Below are 18,612 nucleotides of genomic sequence, written 5' to 3'. Positions count from 1 at the left end.
CTGAAAAAACGCACCAGATTGACAGGTGCGTTTGTTGTGAGTCCAAGCTGAGGCGGGTGATCAATAGCTGGTTTAGTTCTGTGAGGAAACCTGCTGAATGGCTTTCCTGGTAAAGCCCTGATTGTTATCGAGTAATTGACGGGCCTTATCGGCAGTTGAACCTGTCAGTAGCATCACGATTGCCGTTTTGCAGTGGCCGCCGCAAGCTGTCAGAGCGGCTTCAGCGTCTTCCCGGCTTGCGCCTGTTGCCGCGGTGACGATGTTTTTCTGGCGTTCGACCAGCTTGGCGTTGGTTGCTTCCACATCCACCATCAGATTTCCGTAAACTTTACCGGTCCGAATCATCGCGCCTGTGGTCAGCATATTCAAAATCAGTTTTTGCGCGGTTCCGGCCTTCATGCGGGAAGAGCCCGTCACAACTTCCGGTCCAACAATCGGTGTCATCGCGATATCGGCCAGTTGTGACATCGTGCTGTCAGGGTTACAGCTGATCGATCCAACGGTTGCACCAACAGATTTCGCATATGTCATTGCGCCAATGACATAAGGTGTGCGACCACTGGCAGCGATACCAATCAAAACGTCCTTGTCGCAAAAATTCAGGTTTTTCAGATCGTCTGCGCCCAGCGTCTGATTATCTTCGGCGTTTTCGACGGCACGGAAAACCGCTTCCTGTCCGCCGGCAATCAGACCGATAACCTGAGACGGATCACTGCCGTAAGTTGGGGGGCACTCACTGGCATCCAGAATCCCTAAGCGACCAGATGTGCCGGCACCCGCGTAAATCAACCGGCCGCCTTGCTGAAAGGCATGGGCAATGGCATCTACGGCTTCAGCGATCCGGGGCAAAGTCTGCTCGACGGCCAGTGTCACTTTCTTATCTTCATCGTTAATCACTTTCAGCATGCCGAGCGTTGAGAGGGTATCAATCGCCTGGCTGGCAGGATTGCGACTTTCAGTGATCATGGCGTTTAAATCAATTTTCATGGCAATGCCTTCACTTCGTTATCTGGTGCCATCATATGGGATCTCTGATTTCTGTTCACTGTTTTCAATCGTTTTTCGGGTGAACACACATGTCAGTTTCAGGCACTTTGAATTCAAACCTCACTCAGAGGTGAAGCCTTGCCAAGGCACAGGAAGCCGATATCGCCTGTAGCAGCATGAATGCCTGAGTATGGTGCTACACTCATATCAGTCACAACTTCGTGAAATCAGGCGGGTCGCGGAGGAAAAGATGTTCAGGCTGATTTCAGTTGCGTTTATCGCAGGGGTACTGATGATGCTGAGTGCTCAGGCTGATGCCGATATTATCGACGCACGTTGCGATATTTATCCGAAAGGAGCAAAACTGCCAGAGGGCCGATATCTTTGCGTACTGTCTCAATATCATGGCTATATCAGTATCAAAAGAAGCGATGGGGTGAATTATGACTTTCATCCAGCACATAATGCGCCTGGTTTATACAGAGATGGCTTTGACCAGCCTGTCCGGCAAAGGAATGATTTAGGACAGAAAGGGCTTATTTTTGAGTTAAATAACGAGTCAATTTATGTTTACTGGGATACATCGGCTTTGTCAGAACCTTAGCCGTCAGATCTCATTTTCGGGGATTTTGGGTTGATTTCTAACCTTTCGGTCATCACGATCAGCCCACCTACATAAAGGGACGACGCCCATGTCGACAAATACTACACTCACAATAGATATCGTATCCGATGTTGTTTGCCCCTGGTGCTATATTGGTTATCAGCGGCTGAAACAAGCACTTGATTCTTATCAGGATAAGGTAAATTGCACGTTACGCTGGCACCCGTTTGAGCTGAATCCGGGGATGCCCGCGGATGGACAGCTTCTCAGTGAGCATCTCGCGCAGAAATATCAGATTACCCCGGAAGAAAGTGAAGAGAACCGTGCGCGAATCATTGCTTTGGGTGAGGCGTGTGGTATTCGCTTTCATTTCACCCCGTTATCCCGCATTTATAATACGTTCAAAGCACATCAGCTTTTACACTGGTCAGCGACTTATGGTCGTCAGACTGAACTGAAGCTGGCGTTGTTTGAAGCGTATTTCACAGAACAGGAAAATCCGAACGCGCTGGATGTTTTACTGGAAGCAGTCGATAAAGCTGGGCTGGATCGTGATGAAGCTGAGTTGGTTCTGAAAAATAATCAATTCGCAGAAGCCGTGAGATCCGAAGAGCAGACGTGGGTTGAACAAGGTGTGTCTGCGGTACCTGCATTTGTCTTCAATGAAAAATATCTGGTTTCCGGTGCTCAGGAAACGGGGACCTTCAGACAAATCATTGATACTTTACTGAGCGAAGCGGCTGAATAATCCGGCTGGAACCGCCACGTGAAGTTTGGCCTCACTGTTGGTTTCCTATTTCCCCAAAATCAGGTATGAACATCGATTGGGTGTTGATGCCTTGTATTTTGTGACTGCGATCAAATATCAAAGAATAAGATAATCTGACAGGGTGTTCCGATAAATCGCCTATGAATTCAGTTAAATTTCGATGATGGTTTTAGGATAAAATCGTTTTTATACATTCGAATGGTCGTCGATGTTTTTGATTTTTCAGGAACATTTACATCGATTGTCTATTTGAGGAACGATGAAATGAGAAAAGAGTAGAATGATTAAGCTGACACTAAAACGGTATAATAGATAATATTCACTCAAAAATACCTTTTTGAAGTGTTTTACTGAAAAGCCATGAAATGATATCAAACAAATTTGTTGGTTATTCCATCAATGTCATAATGAGTGAATCCAGGTGGCATTGTATTTGACTGAGATTATTTGTCAGAGATTTGAGTGTAAATCATATGACTTGTACACAAAGTGAATATCACCAGATCAGAAAAGACATCATAGCTGATCGGAGCTATAAAAGTGATGATGAACGATTGACTACGTTTAAGGAAAAGTATCAAAATATTATTGCTTCTGAGGAAGCAGTAGCTGAATGGGATATAAAGTTTTACCCAAAATATTTAAAGTTTGAATCTGCCTTCTTTCTGTTTTTTTACATATTAATCAATGTATTTGTATATTTTTATGTCAGTGATATGATTATGACGAGCCTAACTTTGTTAGGATTCATGATTTTTTCTCCAATATTACTGATGTTTCATCCAATCTGTTACAAACATAAGTTCACGAAAAGTGGATTCTATGTTTTGAAATACAAAAAAGGCAAGAAGGCCAGAAAAGTAATCTTGGCCCTCTATTTGGTGCTTGGTGCTCGGTGCATTTGCTGTACTATATGCGATGATGACCATTGGATTTATGGCCTTTGCAGGTGCAGGAGCGGTCGCATTAGGATTTCTTTCATTTATCACAATTGTCGCGAAAGAAAATCGTGTATCTGAAGTGTACTTTCCATGGCATGGTTTGTTAATCGTAGTGGCAAAGAATAATAGTGGTTTTTGGGGCGATGATTACCGAATTGATTTAAATAATTACGAGGTAAGAACTAACAAGAATGACTATGAAAATATCTAAAAGTTAATTATTAAACATATTCGTGAAGATGCTTATTTTACGGACACAGGCTATGATTATAGGTCTGATGTATGTAAAAAAGCTAAAATCACTCTTGAAAAAGAGCATACCATTTTATATGCCTGAATATAATCATATTGATTTGTAGCTATTTATTCCTCTTGAACACTCATCCTTTTCTTGTGAATCGATGAGTGTTCCATTTAGAGAAAAATCATGAACAATAATGATCGGAATCTTCAACAATATCAAAAAATTCGTGACTCGATTGTAAATGATACAAAGTTTACAACAGATGCTGAACGTTTAGCTGCATTTATGAAGTCATACTGTAATATTATAAAGAATGAAAAACCATTACTCGAATGGAAGAAAGATAGATGGGAAAAAGGGTTAAGAGGTGGTTGTCTATTTTTCTTTTTAGTTTCTATTTCGATTTCTTCAGCGATTGAATTCCTGGGAGATGAATATTTAAAAGGAACTGGGCTAGTCGTGGGTGCAGTAATGTTATCCATACTTTTAATTTCAATGTTACTGGCTTGTTATCCAGAGAGATACCATCATCGAATAACAGAGACTGGAATTTATGTCCGTTCTTACCGAAGAGGTAAAAAAATTCGTCAAGGAACGCTCAGAGTGTTTCTTTTGCTCGCAATTCCGACTGTGATCGGATTATTTTTGATCATGGGGCCAATGGTTTTTGCTGGTGCTGGTGCTGGTGCTGGCGCTGGGGCATTAGGTGTTTTCTCACTGGCAGCTGTGTTCAAGGAGAAAGAGCCTATGGAAATGGCTTTGCCATGGGAGTCGATATTTTTCATTAGAGTGATCAATGAGAAGGGGGTATTCACGAATGAAAAAGCGTATAGAATACAGTTCAGATTTGATTTGATCTGTGATAATTCAAATTTTGAGAAAGTGAAAGAAATATTAGATTCTCAAAAAATTGATAATTTGATTTACATACGTAACTTTTTTCTAGATACACGAACCGAAGAATTCAATGAATTATTTGAATTTGGACGAAATGAAATACCATTCTTAGTGAAGTGAATTTTTTCAGAAATGTAATTATTTGACTAAAGCACTCTATAAGAGTGCTTTAAGTTTTTATCTCCCTCTAGTGCTGGAATTAAATGGTTACCTGTGGTTGAATGATTGTTTTAATTTTAATCGATCAGATTTATAAATCTATCCATGTTGTTCCGTGAGTATTTTTCATAAGCTGAGTTGTGGTTTTCTTTGATTTTATTCATTGAAAATTGTGAGTATCATGCCAGATAATAGCTTTTGGCATAATGACAAGCTGTAATGGTGTTTTGATTGTAAATTGTGTCAGTGTAAAATTTACGCTTACGGTAGAATAGATAAGCTTTTATTAAAAAATAAGACCGAAGCGACATTCTGGGTAATAAGTTTTGGAAAACTCAACTTAGTTTGCCGATTTCCTATTGTTCAAAAACATGAAGCAATAAACGACCGCCTGTTCAGGCTTTGTCATGATACAGTCTTTAGAATCATCCGAAAATTGAGAAATCAGTCTGTATTTAATACCTGAAGGATGATTCCCTTGAAGAAACTTACCTGGCCTGTAGCCATTGTAATCAGCATTGTCTCGTTGATTGGTTCGGCAACTGTGAGTGCAACTCCTGTGTCTGTTCATGTCCCCGGAACGTCTGTCACTATGAGTCCACCGGATGGATTTGTTGTTGCGAAGCAATTCTCAGGGTTTGTAGAACCGAAAACCAATTCCAGTATTCTGATTGCAGAATTGCCCAAAGCTGCATATGTCCAGCTCAGTCCTGTTTTTTCAAATCTGGAACTGGCGAAAAGAGCCCTGGCTGAACGGGGGATTGAAGTGACGCGCTTGTTGCAAGTGAAGCAGGGAAACGTGAGCCAGCCAGTTTTGGTTGGTGTTCAGAAGATACAAGGGACAGACGTTGGTAAATACCTGGCTTTGTTTCCAGGAGACTCCAGCGTGATGCTGACTTACAACATCATTCCGGCAGACAGTATCAGTGAAGACAAGCTTGGCGCTTCGATTGCTTCAGTATCTATCGGCAACGCCGTCACAGTCCGGGAAAAAGCAGAGCAGTTAGCATTTACACTGGATGCCGTACCGCCATTTCAACTGACCGATGTGCTGGCCGGTTCATCTGTGGTGCTGACCACTTTTGACGGTGTCGATAAAACCGGTAAAAAACCACTGATCACGATGGGGCACTCGCTGGTGGCTTCGTCTATTCGTTCACCGGATTTATTTTCAGAGCAATTGCTGAACAGTGTTGCCGGCTATGAGAAAGCCGTTGTGATTTCCACAAAGCATACGACCTTCGCCGGGCTCAAAGGTTACCGAATCGAGGCGGTGAATAACGACCGAACCATCATTCAATATACGGGGTTTGATCAGAGCGGGCAGTACTGGCGTTTGATTGCAACGGGCTCAACGGAAGCGCTGGCTAAAATATCGGATGAAATTCAGCGGGTTGCTTTATCAGTGAAACGACGTTAATTGTCGGGTGCCTCTCTGTTCGGGCAAGGTGAACCCGGTAAAATAATCTGATGCTTGGTGAAACGGAAAGGATATGAAAATGAAAGGATTCGCGCTGAAGTTTTTGATCACTCTTGTGATACTGGCTGCGCTTTTTGGCGGCGTTTTCTACTACGTTCAAAGTGGCATTCACTAAGCATCTTGTTTGAAGAGGCTGATGCCTGCTGGGTGAGTGACGCAATAGCTGAAACCGGAACATGAACTGAAATGTAAGGGGCGCGGCATGGAAAAATACGCGATATTGTCAGATATTCACAGCAACGTTTTTGCACTGGATGCGGTTGTTGAAGATGCTATCTGGAAGGGAGCAACACGTTTGGTCAATCTGGGAGATATTCTGTACGGCCCGATCGCACCTCGTGCGACTTATGAGCGCTTGCAGACCCTGAATGCGCTGACCATTTCCGGTAATCAGGACAGACAGATATATCAGTCAACCAAAGATGATGTCGCCTCAAACCCAACGCTGCAGTTTATTCTTGAAGACCTGGGTGACGTTCCCCTGCAATGGATGCGACAACTGCCTTCTGATGTGCTGATAACAGATGATATCTATGCCTGCCATGGTGCACCGGACAATGATTTAATGTATCTGCTGGAAGACATCAGTTCAGGGTATCCGCAGGTCAAAAGGGATGATGAGATTTTGGCATGTCTTGACGGGGTTCAGGCCCCGATCATTCTGTGCGGGCACACACATTTGCCCCGCAATGTACGTTTGTCCAGCGGGCAGACGGTTGTGAATCCCGGCAGCGTGGGTTTACAGGCTTATCAGGATGAATGGCCGCTACCGCATGCAATGCAGAATTACACGCCGCAGGCTTCATATGTGCTGATTGAAGAGGGGATTCAGGGGCAGTGGGATATCTCATTTCATCGGGTCGATTATGATGTGCAAAGTGCGGTTCAGGCCGCGAAATCTAATGGCCGTGAAGACTGGGCGCATTATCTGAAAACGGGCAGATGCTGAACGAAATACTAAAGTTCAGGACTGAGCCATAGCAGACACCTGGTGTCGGAAACGTCACTTTCGGATTGAATCCGCGATCTTCGACTACACTTGGCCTGTATCAAAAAATCACACAGGCATGTCTGAATTTCCGGAGGCGAAGATGGCAGCGCTATCAGTCAGCTCAGCGAAAATTGTTCCTCATCTCTGGTTTGATCAAGCGGCAATTGAAGCGGCAAAATTTTATACGCAAACATTTGAGAACTCGCGCGTTATTCATATCAGCCAGATTCATGACACACCTTCAGGTACGGTTGATATTGTGAATTTTGAGCTGTTCGGCCAGCCATTTATGGCAATCAGTGCCGGGCCAATGTTTACTTTCAATGAATCCATCTCTTTTGTTATTTCGTGTGATGATCAGGAAGAAGTGGACCGATATTGGTCTGCCTTATCAGCAGATGGTGGTGAAGCAGGGCAATGTGGCTGGCTGAAGGATAAGTTTGGTTTATCCTGGCAGGTGGTGCCAAAAGTGATGAACGAAATGATGCGCAGCGGGGATCCAGAAAAGCTGGCCCGTCTGACTCAGTGTTTTCTGACGATGACGAAGCTGGATGTAAAAGCTTTGGAACGCGCTTTTCATGGCGAGTGAAGATCGTATTGAAAAAAAGCGGCAAGGCCGACAGGAGTGACGACTTTGCCGCTGAACAAAGGGAATCAGGCTTTGGTTTCTTCGATGGTTTCTGTAACCAAGTCTTCAGATGCCATGCTTTCTGCAACCCTGGCATCTGTTTGAGTGCCAGCGGCCGCTTTTTTCTTCGCACGCTTTTCTTTCTGTGCCAGCCAGACCAGTGGCATGATGATCATCAGGGTTCCGAGAATCATGGGCATATCCGGCACTTCGTCAAACCACAGCATGCCGATAATCACAGCACCAATCAGGCCGCTGTATTCTGCGCTGGCAATTTTGTTCGATTCTGCAGAACGGTAGGCTAACACACAGGCACCGGCATAAATCATGATAAATGTGCTTGAACCGGCCGCGGTCAACAGCGGCGACCAATCCCATGGTTGACCTTCCCACAGTGCTAATGCCAGCGCAGCGGGCATACCAGCCAGATTGGTCAGCAGCAGAGTCTGCGCGACGGTCTGATGTTTCGGCAGCTTGCGAACCAGCAGGTTGTTCCAGGCCAGCGTGAAGGCCACAACCAGTGCTGCGATCGCAGCCCAGTTGATTTCGGTCGGACGGATAATCACGAGCACGCCGAGAAAACCGATTACCGCGACACCAATAGTGTATTTGGACAGTTTTTCCTGGAACAACATCATTGCCAAAGGCAGCATGATCAGCGGCGCAGCATAGAAGATGGCATTTGCCGTTGCTAAAGGCAGACTGGTAATCGAAATCACCATAAACACCATACCCAGCAGCCAGATATGACCGCGCAGGGCATGCCATTTAAAGCCTTCAAAGAAGTCCGCTTTTTTTGTACCGATACAAAACGGAGCCAGAATTGCAACTGAGGTCAGCTGACGAAAAAAGACGAACTGAAAAATGGCTGTGTCATCACCCAGGGATTTGATCATTGCATCGGAGCAGACCGCAATCAGGTTGCCGACAACCAGCAGAATCATGGCTAAGCCAACAGACATTTGAGGCATACGCTGCTCCTTTTTTGTTTTGAGAGTGAGTGTCGAAGCGACAGGAAACTGTGATCCAAAGCATAAACCAGCCCAAGTGATGAAGTATAATGATATAAATTATTTTGGTATGAGTTTTTTAGATAATGAAGTTGCCGCCCTTACGTGCTGTCCATTATTTTGAAGCGGTAGCCCGCCTGAACAGTTTCTCGCGGGCTGCTGAGTTTCTGAGCGTGACGCAGAGTGCGGTCAGTCATCAGGTGCGTTTACTGGAAGATTATCTGGGTGAGGAGTTGTTTCAGCGTCAGGGGCGGCAGTTATCTCTGACACCCGTGGGTGAACGTTACTATGAACAGATTAGTCATGCTTTGAGTGATATTGCAGAAGCCAGCCAGCAGATTCGGGAGGGTGAAAGCGGCAAAATCCGTCTGGCACTTTACAGCTCTCTGGCGGTGAAGTGGCTGATCCCGAGACTGGAAAATCTGCGTCAGTTGCATCCGGAAATTGAACTGACGCTCAATATGGTCAGTAATGATCCGAATTTCAGCGACGAACTGGCCGACTGCTTCATTACGGTATCTCCGCCAAAGCGCAGCAATTTTGTTTCTGAACTGCTGTATCACGAACAGTTGTATCCGGTCTGCAGCCACAAGCTGTGGCAACAAATGCGGGATAAGCCGTTGCCGGAGGCACTTTGGGATCATCCGTTACTGACAACTCGATCTATATTCAAAAATGCCAGACATGGTGAGGACTGGCATCGCTGGTGCAAGCTGGGGGGCTTTGAGCTGCCGGAGTCGGCCAGATTTCAGTTATTCAGCCATATGTTACTGGCGGCAGAAGCTGCCCGGTATGATCAGGGGATTACCTTCCTGAATGATTATCTGATGAATGATCTGGATCGCCAGCAGCTCTTTGTCCGGATTCCTATGCATGAACTGCCGACAGGCGACAGTTTCTATTTTGTTTATAAGAAATCAAGGGCGAAACAGAGCGCCATTGTGACTTTAGGACGCTGGCTGAAGCAGCAATGTGACGAACTGGACAGAAGGGGCAGTCAGAGCTGATCCAGATGAGTCAGGCAGTATTCGGCTCTGTCGAGCACTGCCTGGCGTGCAGCGTCAGTCTGATTATCCCAGCTTCGGTAAATCATCCCGATCCGTGGATGGACCGCCAGCGTGCGCTGATGTTTGTCCATAAAACGCCAGTAAAGACTGTTCAGCGGACAGGCATCGTCACCGGTTTTCTGTTTGACGTCATAACGACAGGACTGGCAGTAATCGCTCATCTTGTTGATGTAATTCCCGCTTGCCGCATAAGGTTTGGTTGCGATAATGCCGTCATCTGCAAACTGGGACATGCCTCTGGTGTTGGGCATTTCGACCCATTCGATTGCGTCAATATAGATGCCGAGGTACCAGGCATCCACCTGATCGGGATGCATCTCCGTCAGCAGACAGAAATTCCCGGTGACCATCAGGCGCTGAATGTGGTGAGCATATGCATATTTCAAGGACTGTTGAATCGCAGCTTTCAGGCAGGCCATGCCTGTCTCGCCGGTCCAGAAGAAATCCGGCAGTTCACGTTCGGCTGAGCGGGTATTCAGAGTGGCATAGTCAGGCATGTTCGCCCAGTAAATTCCCCGGACATATTCTCTCCACCCCAGGATCTGGCGAATAAACCCTTCGACCTGAGCCAGGGTAATGTCGCCTCTTGCCTCATCGTAGCGGTTCAGTGCGGCTTGAATGACCTGCATCGGGTGCAGCATTTTGGCGTTGAGTGCAAAGGACAGCCGGGAGTGGTAGAGGCTCCACTGGTGGGCTGACTGACAGGTCATGGCATCCTGAAACTGTCCGAAGTGAATCAGCTGGTGCTGACAGAAATAGTCCAGCAGCTGGCGGGCCTGGTTTCGGGTCACCGGCCAGAGCAGGGATTCTGTGGCCTGACCAAAATGTGGAATCTGATGGGTTTCAAGCCGTTTCAGGATATCGCCGACCGGATTCGTAAATATCAGCGGTTCAGGTATCGCTGAAAGATCTGTTTTTGACAGTTTCTGCCGGTTCTCTTTGTCATAATTCCACTTGCCGCCCTCGGGCTTGTTGCCATCCATCAGTATCGTGAAACGCTTTCGCATCATGCGGTAAAAGTGTTCCATCAGCACATGTTGACCTTTGGCGAAGTGCTGAAATATTTCATCAAACGGCAGCAGAAAGTGCTCAGTGTCGGCTTCGTAACAAGTCACGTTATCGGGTATCTGCAGGCTTCTGAGCTGAGTCAGGAGCCGGTATTCATCCGGTCGCTGGTATTCAAAACGTTCAATCCGGTGTTCTTTGATCAGCCGGATCAGTAAGTCCGGCAGGGAAGGATCGTTTTTTGTGTCATCCAGTGTCAGGTGGCAGACCTGAAAACCGGCTGTGCGCAGCGCGTCTGCGAAAGCGTTCATTGCTGAGAAAAAGGCACAAATTTTCTGCACATGATGTTTGGTGTAGGTCGCTTCCTGATGCAGTTCGGCGATCAGGTACAACGTACTCTGTTCTTTGGCATGAAACCACGAGTGTGCGGCATTCAGCTGGTCGCCCAGGATCAGCCGTAAAGTCTTGTATTCAGGTTTTTCCATTGTTCAGCCAGTGGCGGATGAATTTCCGTTCAGGATCATAGAGATCTGTCTGTTTTTGCAAGTCAAAATAGCGCCAGCCACGCGGGTCTGCACCCACACCGGCCAGGTACTGCCAGTTGCCCCAGTTTGACGCAACATCGTAATCAATCAACTGCTGCTCAAAGTAGGCGGCACCGTAACGCCAGTCGAGGGCGAGTTCATGGGCGAAGCAACTGGCGACCAGCTGGCGTCCGCGGTTTGACATATAGCCGGTATGATTCAGCTGGCGCATACAGGCATCGACAATGGGATAACCGGTTTCGCCTTTACACCATTGCTGAAAGCGGTTTTCGTGATGCCGGTTTTCCGGTCCTTTTTGCCGGATGCCGTGGTAATAGAACAGTTTCTGCTGGTAGGCATGGGCATACCATTGAAAATACTCCCGCCATAACAGCTCGAAAGCGATCCATTCGGTCGATTCATTTTGGATGACTGTCTGGTGGTATTCAGCCAGTGATCTCAGCACAGTCACCGAAGACAGACAGCCCAGCGCCAGCCAGGGAGAGAATTTCGTGGAGTTTTCCCAGCCGTCCAGGGCGTTTCGTGTGTCTTTGTAATGGGCCGGTAAATCGCCGGAAAAATACTGCTTCATATGTACCAGTGCAGCAGTTTCTCCGCCAATAAACTGGTGGCTGTCTGTATAGCTTGTGTACAAAGACGTTCGGGGAAGCGTCAGGTTGACCGGATGTAACGGTGCTCCTTCAGGTAAAGACGGTGGCGGTGGCAGGAGCAGTTCGGTATCGGCTTCAGGGCGACAGTCGCCATTTTCCACCATCAGACGAAACTGAGTGAAACTGGCCGGTAGTTCACTCAGGGGAAATGGCAGTAATTTCCGGGTGAACAGCGTGTGCGTTGGCTCTGTCAGAAAAGTAATATCCGGATATTGCGACTCAATGTAGGCCCAGCTGCGGTTTTCGTAGTAGCCGGCCTGTTCACTTCGACCGATGATGGTGATCGGATACTGGTCAATCAAATTGTCAATCGTGTCTTCTAAAGGCGTGTCACGAATCATCAAAAACTGATGCTGGTGCTGTTCAGCGAGCTGAGCATTGAGATCGGACAGCGACGCCAGCAGAAATTCCCGGCGATGCTCCCCCCACTGACTGATATGATCCGGAAAACTGTCCTTGGTCTGGCGGGGCAGACAGTAAAGGCACAGCAGGTTGTCCACCTGCTCGGAGATCCGTTGTAACGCCGGATTATCATGCAGGCGCAGATCGTAGCTGAATACAAAAAGTCCCGTGGTCATGACTGGCCTTTACCAATAAGCATGTATCACAAGTGTAGGCCGGGATTCAGGTAAACCAAGATCACCCGGTGAATTACTCTGCGAAAGGATGTGGCTCAATGACTGGCAGATCATGGGTTTGCTGCATCAGTGTCTGAGTGTCAACATGGCCGTTCAGATAGTAATCTGACGGCAGGCTTGTCTCGTAAAGTGACTGCCTGAGCTGGTCAGCAAGATCTACGATCAATTCGACCATGCCAGGCTGACTGGCCCTTTTCTTGTGGCACATAATGTACAGCGATTCGCTGAGACGCATGGCATCGTGGCGTAAAACAGGGATGAGTTCAGTGGCTGCGGCACAGAGATAACTGGGCAACACCGCAATCCCCATTCCTCGCTGTGCGGCGTGGAGTTTCGTCAGGTTGTTATCGAAGTACTGGCTTCGCTCCGGCAACTGAAATTTACTTTGCTGAGCAAAGATATTCGGCCAGTCCATTTTCCCCTGTGATTGGATCAGCAAGCGGTGATGTGCCAGATCGGCCAGTGAGTTTGGTGTGCCGTATCGTGCCAGATAGCCCCAGCTGGCAACAATCATCTTCTCAATATCGGCCACACGCAGGGAATAGCAGGCCGGATCCGGCCGGTCAAAAATCAGGGCAATATCCAGCTCATCATCAATGAACGCCTTGTCCCGGCTGGGTTCAACCAGATTGATGACCAGTCGCGGGTAGGTTTCCATCAGTTGGTCTATCACCGGCAGGACGACCTGATGACCTAATGCGGCAGAGCAGGCCAGATAAACCGGGCCGGAAAGGTTTTCCGTCTGGCTCAGCGATATCATACCGTTGCGAAGTCCGTTCAGACGGGTCTGGCACTCTGCCAGCAGCTTGACACCTTCCCGGCTGAGCCGGAAATGGTGTTTGTTTTCATGGATAAACAGCGGACAGCCCAGCTGATTTTCCAGCAGTTTTACTTGGGCGCGGAGAGTCGACTGAGCTAGATTCAGCTTGTTGGCAGCCCGTGAAAAACTGTTGTACTCGGCAACAGCCTGAAAGTAATGCAGCAGCGCAAATGACTTATCCATGCTCGTCGCTATTTATCTGTCAATCAATCCGTTTTTATGAATTATTTTTGACGCCTGGCTCAATTGGTACAGGCTTTACTGACATAACTATAGGTAATTTCAGTGAATCTTGGTACCCGTTCTGCGTTGCACAGGGTTCCGCATATCATCATTGCCAGTCATGTGTTTTGTCTCGTTCTGTGATGGCTGGTGGCGTACTTTCGTGTCTGGGCGGTGAGTGTGACAGGTGAGTACGTCAGGAAAATGTGCCAGAAAATTGTGACAGATAAGCGCACTGGCCGTTTACAGGCAGCGTTTGTTTGTATATTTGGTATTCAGTGATTGAGAAAAAACAGGGTGCTTGCGATGAAAAGCCAGTGAAGAAGCGATGGTTGAACCGTACGTGTTCAAGGAAGATGGGCCAGTGCATTCTCGTGTATATGATTGATAATTATCATTTATATGAAATAAGTGGACCATGATTTATATTCTGAATTGTATTTTTGCTGGTTATTTTCAGTGGTGTCTAAAATAAAGCTTTACAAAGGGGGCCACTCGCGTATGATTCGTCTTGCTCTGTCGCTCAAATTTAGTAATGCAACTTCAAGTCAAAGTTAAACCTCAGTATTTCTTCGTTACCGTTGTTAATCTTAGTGTTTCCCTTAGCTTCATTGTGACATTCAATAATTCAGATCTTCAGCGCATCGCATCATTGCGATCCATATTTTGAATTCATTTAATTAAAGGGGACATAACATGTCTAACAAATCAACTGGTCTGGTAAAGTGGTTTAACGAAGAGAAAGGTTTCGGTTTCATTACTCAGGACAACGGCGGTGCAGACGTATTCGTTCACTTCCGTGCAATCGTTTCTGAAGGCTTCAAGACTCTGGCTGAAGGTCAAAAAGTATCTTTTGACGTAGAGCAAGGTCAGAAAGGCCCTCAAGCTGCGAACGTAGTCGCGCTGTAATTTTGCTGTCGGCGCAAAGGGTTATCTTTTGCGCCGATACTCAACCGCTTAATTTACTCCCACGCCTTTCAGCCCGACAACACCCTGTACGCCTTTCGTTCCCGTTTTTACATACTTCGCTCTGATCTGCTTTGTGTCATTCGCTTCCAATATATTTATTCACAATTGATTCAGCGCTCAAAATACACCCGAACTTTATTACGCCGTATTTTTTGCCGCCATTAAAGAAAAGATAAGGAGATATGATGTCTCGTTCATCAGGCCGACACCGTTTCTGGTTTCAGCAAACTCGTTCAAAACATGATTCAAATAAACTTTCAAACAAGAGGACCTCAATTCAGTGATTGTTAATTTTATGCTTTATGAAGACGCCGTGTCCTGGAATTCACACCTTCATCAGCTGACCGGTGATGCGCTGCGCCGCCATGTGCAGGTGAAAGGGAAGATGGCACACCGGGAGCTGGATTTTTCTTACTGTGAAAATTCGAATACCGGAAATATTCTGAACAGCGAGAATGAGATCATCGGGCGCTTTAGTGTCTGCGTCTGATGGTCAACAGACCCGGAATACAGGACGTCTGTAGATCTGAGTCAAAAGAGCTGCGTCAAAACGGAAAACCAAAGTTCAAGCGTATACCGTGAAAGTTCTGGTTCGTCTGGTAACTCAAACCGATACGAAAGTCATCAAGAAAGTCCCTCACATAGGGCAGATTGCCTGAAGCAGTACTCCCCAGAGAAACACCGAGTTCCATGATCTGTTGCACGCTTAAATTTCCCCGTCCCGGGCGTGTAAACTTCAGGCTCGGCGTGAAGTTGTGATAAATGACGAAAACGCCTGCATTCAGCGGAATGTTGCCAAGATGCGCACGGATCGGATGACGGACTTCTGCGCCAGTGTAAAGGGTCCCATAGGCTTCAGATTGATTGCGATTCCCGTTCCCCAAATTGCCATTCCCAGCCCAGATAAACGCCATACCGTAAAGCAACTCATAACCGCCTGAATGATGACGGAATAAGCCAGAAACGCCGAGCTGATAGGTATAAAACCATGCCTCATTCAGATCGACAGCGTATTTTTCACCATCCACAATGATTTGACCATCAGCCCCGAAGTTTTTGCCCGGCCCCCAGGCAATCAGCGGCGAAATCTGGAAGGTTTCACTCAGCGGAATTTTCAGCATCAGCATGGGTTGTACTGCCAGACTTTCGCTGTCTGCACTGGCCGAGACCAAGTTGCCCTGAAAGTCACCGTTGATTCTGAACCGGTAGTGTCCGTAGATGACGGGGATGAACAAGTCTAACGTGGCGCTCTGAAAGACATCATCAAAGGAAAACGTCAGTGGCAGTGAGTAAACTTCCGCATCCAGCCCGCCGATAGAATACTGCCCGAATCCGAATTGGGTGGTGTAAACGTAATTGACCTGCACGTTAATCTTCGGTGGTGCTGCTTTGGCATGACCAGCGATGGTGATGCCAAGCAATATGAGAACAGCCAGACTGAAATGATATTTCCGTCGATCGTGATAGTCTTTTTTCACTCGGCTTGCCCTGAATATAGATTGAATCATCTGGTGTGGAAGTCCGGACCCATGTCAATCGAATACAAAGGATTGGAGTAAGCATAGCACCCGCATTTCAGTGCGTTTCGGTCATGATGGCCGGGCAACGCTTGTCAGGGATTGAATGACATCTACACTTTCAGATAACACTCTATGAAAGGTAGTGCCCATGAAAAAATTGATCACTGTACTTTTCTGTGTGCTCGTGATGATGGGCATTGCTGGCTGTGAAAGCTTATTTTTCTGGCCTTCAAGGCAATTCGTTCCTTCCCCGGAAGTGCTGAAATTTACAAAAGAAGATCGGTTTTTCACCGCAGAAGACGGCACCTTAATCCATGCCTGGCGGCTCCCGGTGAAGGGCAAAAAAAGAGGGATAATTTATTTCCTCCACGGGAATGCGCAGAACCTGAGCTATCACGTTGCCAATGTGTTCTGGCTGGTCGACAAAGGCTGGGAAGTGGTAATCATTGATTACCGCGGTTATGGACGAACTGCAGGTGATCCTGATTTTGCGTCGGTTCAGCAGGATGCGCTGGCGGGTTATCAGGCGTTACTGAATGAACATCAGGACAACAGTCCTGTCATTGTATGGGGGCAGAGTCTTGGTGCATCCATTGCCGTCAATATGGTCGCCGACCTGCCAGAGGATAAACGTCCTCAGGGGCTGATTATTGACAGTGCTTTCAGTTCTCATCAGAAAATTGTGCGGGAAAAACTGGGCAGTTTCTGGCTGACCTATCTGTTTCAATATCCGCTGAGCTGGTTTATTACGGACACCTATGCCCCGGAGCGTTCAATGGCACGTATCCAGCATGTACCTGTGTTAATTGTGCACAGTGAAAACGATCCGGTGATCAGTGCCAGTCATGCCAAAACCCTGTATCAAATGGCGCATGAACCGAAACAACTCTGGTTATCTCAGGAGCAGGGGCATATTGCAGTATGGGATGATGAAGTCTGGCGGGCTCATCTGGTGTGTCTGCTGGATCACTGGCCGAAGCTCAGTGCTCAGGCGCAGGCTTGCGAGCCTGACACACTGGCTTCAGTTCAGTAGACGACAATTTCCGGAAATCGAACGGGCAAGCTGAAAGTTGCCCGAAACCATAGGTATCAGGGGATGGCGGACGCAAGATGCTGCTGATCTGAGGCGCGGGACAGTGATTTCCACATTGCACCCAGTGCAAAAACGGCCAGAACAATATTGGACAGCGGCATCGCCAGCCAGACACCTTCCAGACCCAGCCATTTGGGTAACAGCCAGAGAAACGGCAACTGTACCAGCATATTTCCGAGCGAAATCGCGAAAGCCATCCCGCCGCGGCCAACCGACATAAAATACACGGTGCTGATGACGATCAGACCATCCAGAAACAGGCTGAACAGGTGTAACCGGATCCCCTTGTGTGCTTCACTGATCAGCGATGTATTGTTCCCGTTGAACCAGCCAATCACGGCTTGCGGATACAGGTTCAGCAACGCGATCCAGCTGATACCAATGACTGTTGTGACTTTGCAGGCCAGCCAAACCGTCTGACGAACTTTATGATGTGCTCTTTCGCCATGAAAGTAACTGACCGGTGGCTGCATGCCTTCAGAGATCCCCTCTGCCAGCAGGTAGTACAGTGTCATCAGGTAGCCGACAATGGCATATGCGGCCACACTGGTCGCAGAACCATATTCCATGAACAGCCGGTTATGCAGGGCCACCATCATCCCGGTATAGAGATACATCACCAGACAGGATGAACCCAGCGTCAAAATCTCAAGAAGTTTGCGCCGGTTTATCTGAAATGCTCTGAAAGACAATCCCAGCTCCGAATACCGGCTCAGGAAATAGCTCAAGGCCAGCAGTGCCACTGTTCCCTGTGCCATGACCGTTGCGACAGCCGCGCCTCTCAGTCCCCAGCCCAGTTTACCGATGAAAACATAGTCCAGCACCGTATTCATGAGGGCTCCGAAGACCATGAGGCTGGTGGCAAACTTCGGCGAATCATCATTTCTGACCAGAAAAGGAGCGGCGCTGGCACCCACGGCCAAGACTGAGCATCCGATGAACACTTGTAAGTAGCTGGTGGCGAATTCGCCTGCCTGGTCAGCCGCACCCTGCAGTACCAGTAATTGCGAGCCAACGACTTGAAGCAGTGCGGATACCGCCAGTCCGGTCAGGACCACAAGCAATATCGCATTTCCCAGTGCCGCTCTTGCTTGTGTTGTGTCACGCATTCCCCGGTAATTTGAAATCAGACTGCCGGCTCCCATTCCGATCATGAGGCCGGTACCGATAAAAATGCTGATCACCGGCCAGGCGGTGTTTATTGCGGTCAGGCCATCCTGCCCCAGGTAATGTCCGACAAATATTCCGTCCACAATCTGGTAAAGGCCGTTGACAAGCATCGCCATGATTGCCGGAATAGTGAACCGGCAGAAAATCCTGCCGATGGACTCGGTTTGTTTCATAGCTTCCATTGTATTCTCTCTGCGAAGCAT

Annotated in this window: 18 protein-coding genes; 11 read left to right on the top strand and 7 right to left on the bottom strand. The window is 47.4% G+C overall.

What is annotated here, in order from left to right; translation table 11 throughout:
- Positions 1-72 precede the first annotated feature (72 nt).
- Positions 73-987 (bottom strand): N-acetylmuramic acid 6-phosphate etherase, encoded by a 915-nt coding sequence (gene murQ / locus ACYP03_RS16080; RefSeq protein WP_459780983.1) that lies wholly within the window; start codon positions 985-987, stop codon positions 73-75.
- Between the two features lie 250 nt (positions 988-1,237).
- Between murQ and ACYP03_RS16075 the strand changes: the two genes are divergently transcribed.
- From ACYP03_RS16075 to ACYP03_RS16045, 7 genes are all read left to right on the top strand, one after another.
- Positions 1,238-1,591, top strand: a complete 354-nt coding sequence (locus ACYP03_RS16075; RefSeq protein WP_254589134.1) for a hypothetical protein — start codon at positions 1,238-1,240, stop codon at positions 1,589-1,591.
- Positions 1,592-1,679: 88 nt separating this feature from the next.
- Positions 1,680-2,339 carry a DsbA family oxidoreductase gene (locus ACYP03_RS16070; RefSeq protein WP_330960214.1) on the top strand — a complete coding sequence of 220 codons (660 nt, stop codon included), beginning with the start codon at positions 1,680-1,682 and terminating at the stop codon, positions 2,337-2,339.
- Positions 2,340-3,248: 909 nt separating this feature from the next.
- Complete coding sequence (locus tag ACYP03_RS16065; protein WP_459780980.1) at positions 3,249-3,512, top strand: hypothetical protein; 264 nt, start codon at positions 3,249-3,251, stop codon at positions 3,510-3,512.
- 216 nt (positions 3,513-3,728) lie between these two features.
- Positions 3,729-4,562, top strand: coding sequence for a hypothetical protein (locus ACYP03_RS16060; protein WP_459780978.1), 834 nt, complete (start codon positions 3,729-3,731; stop codon positions 4,560-4,562).
- A gap of 517 nt (positions 4,563-5,079) precedes the next feature.
- Positions 5,080-6,021, top strand: a complete 942-nt coding sequence (locus ACYP03_RS16055; RefSeq protein WP_459780976.1) for a hypothetical protein — start codon at positions 5,080-5,082, stop codon at positions 6,019-6,021.
- A gap of 262 nt (positions 6,022-6,283) precedes the next feature.
- A complete protein-coding gene (locus ACYP03_RS16050; protein ID WP_248142082.1) occupies positions 6,284-7,030 on the top strand; it encodes a metallophosphoesterase family protein in 747 nt (248 codons plus the stop codon).
- A 142-nt stretch (positions 7,031-7,172) separates the two neighbouring features.
- Positions 7,173-7,661: a VOC family protein gene (locus ACYP03_RS16045; RefSeq protein WP_248142083.1), complete on the top strand. Its 489-nt coding sequence runs from the start codon at positions 7,173-7,175 to the stop codon at positions 7,659-7,661.
- A gap of 65 nt (positions 7,662-7,726) precedes the next feature.
- Here the strand turns inward: ACYP03_RS16045 and ACYP03_RS16040 are convergent, their stop codons facing one another.
- Positions 7,727-8,671, bottom strand: coding sequence for a DMT family transporter (locus tag ACYP03_RS16040; RefSeq protein WP_459780973.1), 945 nt, complete (start codon positions 8,669-8,671; stop codon positions 7,727-7,729).
- Positions 8,672-8,796: 125 nt separating this feature from the next.
- On the opposite strand from ACYP03_RS16040, the gene ACYP03_RS16035 reads away from it, so the two are divergent.
- Positions 8,797-9,717, top strand: a complete 921-nt coding sequence (locus ACYP03_RS16035; protein WP_330960208.1) for a LysR substrate-binding domain-containing protein — start codon at positions 8,797-8,799, stop codon at positions 9,715-9,717.
- Here ACYP03_RS16035 and ACYP03_RS16030 read toward each other — a convergent pair.
- The 3 genes from ACYP03_RS16030 to ACYP03_RS16020 form a co-directional block, all read right to left on the bottom strand.
- Complete coding sequence (locus tag ACYP03_RS16030) at positions 9,708-11,267, bottom strand: cryptochrome/photolyase family protein (protein WP_459780971.1); 1,560 nt, start codon at positions 11,265-11,267, stop codon at positions 9,708-9,710. The two genes, ACYP03_RS16035 and ACYP03_RS16030, sit on opposite strands and share 10 nt — an antisense overlap.
- The gene (locus ACYP03_RS16025; RefSeq protein ID WP_459780969.1) at positions 11,254-12,555 is read right to left on the bottom strand and encodes a DASH family cryptochrome; all 1,302 of its coding nucleotides are present in this window, start codon (positions 12,553-12,555) and stop codon (positions 11,254-11,256) included. Before ACYP03_RS16025 ends, ACYP03_RS16030 begins: the two co-directional genes overlap by 14 nt.
- Before the next feature lie 73 nt (positions 12,556-12,628).
- A complete protein-coding gene (locus ACYP03_RS16020) occupies positions 12,629-13,618 on the bottom strand; it encodes a LysR family transcriptional regulator (protein ID WP_459780967.1) in 990 nt (329 codons plus the stop codon).
- 735 nt (positions 13,619-14,353) lie between these two features.
- Between ACYP03_RS16020 and cspE the strand changes: the two genes are divergently transcribed.
- Both cspE and ACYP03_RS16010 read left to right on the top strand, forming a co-directional pair.
- On the top strand, positions 14,354-14,566 hold the full coding sequence (gene cspE / locus ACYP03_RS16015; RefSeq protein WP_248142089.1) for a transcription antiterminator/RNA stability regulator CspE: 213 nt from the start codon (positions 14,354-14,356) through the stop codon (positions 14,564-14,566).
- 340 nt (positions 14,567-14,906) lie between these two features.
- Positions 14,907-15,116, top strand: a complete 210-nt coding sequence (locus ACYP03_RS16010) for a hypothetical protein (RefSeq protein ID WP_248142090.1) — start codon at positions 14,907-14,909, stop codon at positions 15,114-15,116.
- Positions 15,117-15,171: 55 nt separating this feature from the next.
- Here ACYP03_RS16010 and ACYP03_RS16005 read toward each other — a convergent pair whose 3' ends face one another.
- Positions 15,172-16,104: a hypothetical protein gene (locus tag ACYP03_RS16005; protein WP_459780964.1), complete on the bottom strand. Its 933-nt coding sequence runs from the start codon at positions 16,102-16,104 to the stop codon at positions 15,172-15,174.
- A gap of 190 nt (positions 16,105-16,294) precedes the next feature.
- Here ACYP03_RS16005 and ACYP03_RS16000 point away from each other — a divergent pair, with 190 nt between their 5' ends.
- Positions 16,295-17,179 carry an alpha/beta hydrolase gene (locus tag ACYP03_RS16000; RefSeq protein WP_459780962.1) on the top strand — a complete coding sequence of 295 codons (885 nt, stop codon included), beginning with the start codon at positions 16,295-16,297 and terminating at the stop codon, positions 17,177-17,179.
- Positions 17,180-17,235: 56 nt separating this feature from the next.
- On the opposite strand, the gene ACYP03_RS15995 is transcribed toward ACYP03_RS16000, so the two are convergent.
- Positions 17,236-18,591: an MATE family efflux transporter gene (locus ACYP03_RS15995; RefSeq protein WP_459780960.1), complete on the bottom strand. Its 1,356-nt coding sequence runs from the start codon at positions 18,589-18,591 to the stop codon at positions 17,236-17,238.
- Between the last annotated feature and the right edge of the window lie 21 nt (positions 18,592-18,612).

It is taken from the genome of Photobacterium sp. R1, from assembly GCF_054600795.1.
The sequence above is the reverse complement of the archived record's forward strand: the minus strand, read 5'-3'. Positions and strand labels throughout refer to the sequence as shown.

What these genes read in the sequence shown, in the direction of transcription:
- murQ (WP_459780983.1), bottom strand. Translation starts at nt 987, where the DNA reads ATGAAAATTGATTTAAACGCCATGATCACTGAAAGTCGCAATCCTGCC.
- ACYP03_RS16075 (WP_254589134.1), top strand. Translation starts at nt 1,238, where the DNA reads ATGTTCAGGCTGATTTCAGTTGCGTTTATCGCAGGGGTACTGATGATG.
- ACYP03_RS16070 (WP_330960214.1), top strand. Translation starts at nt 1,680, where the DNA reads ATGTCGACAAATACTACACTCACAATAGATATCGTATCCGATGTTGTT.
- ACYP03_RS16060 (WP_459780978.1), top strand. Translation starts at nt 3,729, where the DNA reads ATGAACAATAATGATCGGAATCTTCAACAATATCAAAAAATTCGTGAC.
- ACYP03_RS16050 (WP_248142082.1), top strand. Translation starts at nt 6,284, where the DNA reads ATGGAAAAATACGCGATATTGTCAGATATTCACAGCAACGTTTTTGCA.
- ACYP03_RS16045 (WP_248142083.1), top strand. Translation starts at nt 7,173, where the DNA reads ATGGCAGCGCTATCAGTCAGCTCAGCGAAAATTGTTCCTCATCTCTGG.
- ACYP03_RS16040 (WP_459780973.1), bottom strand. Translation starts at nt 8,671, where the DNA reads ATGCCTCAAATGTCTGTTGGCTTAGCCATGATTCTGCTGGTTGTCGGC.
- ACYP03_RS16035 (WP_330960208.1), top strand. Translation starts at nt 8,797, where the DNA reads ATGAAGTTGCCGCCCTTACGTGCTGTCCATTATTTTGAAGCGGTAGCC.
- ACYP03_RS16030 (WP_459780971.1), bottom strand. Translation starts at nt 11,267, where the DNA reads ATGGAAAAACCTGAATACAAGACTTTACGGCTGATCCTGGGCGACCAG.
- ACYP03_RS16025 (WP_459780969.1), bottom strand. Translation starts at nt 12,555, where the DNA reads ATGACCACGGGACTTTTTGTATTCAGCTACGATCTGCGCCTGCATGAT.
- ACYP03_RS16020 (WP_459780967.1), bottom strand. Translation starts at nt 13,618, where the DNA reads ATGGATAAGTCATTTGCGCTGCTGCATTACTTTCAGGCTGTTGCCGAG.
- cspE (WP_248142089.1), top strand. Translation starts at nt 14,354, where the DNA reads ATGTCTAACAAATCAACTGGTCTGGTAAAGTGGTTTAACGAAGAGAAA.
- ACYP03_RS16000 (WP_459780962.1), top strand. Translation starts at nt 16,295, where the DNA reads ATGAAAAAATTGATCACTGTACTTTTCTGTGTGCTCGTGATGATGGGC.
- ACYP03_RS15995 (WP_459780960.1), bottom strand. Translation starts at nt 18,591, where the DNA reads ATGGAAGCTATGAAACAAACCGAGTCCATCGGCAGGATTTTCTGCCGG.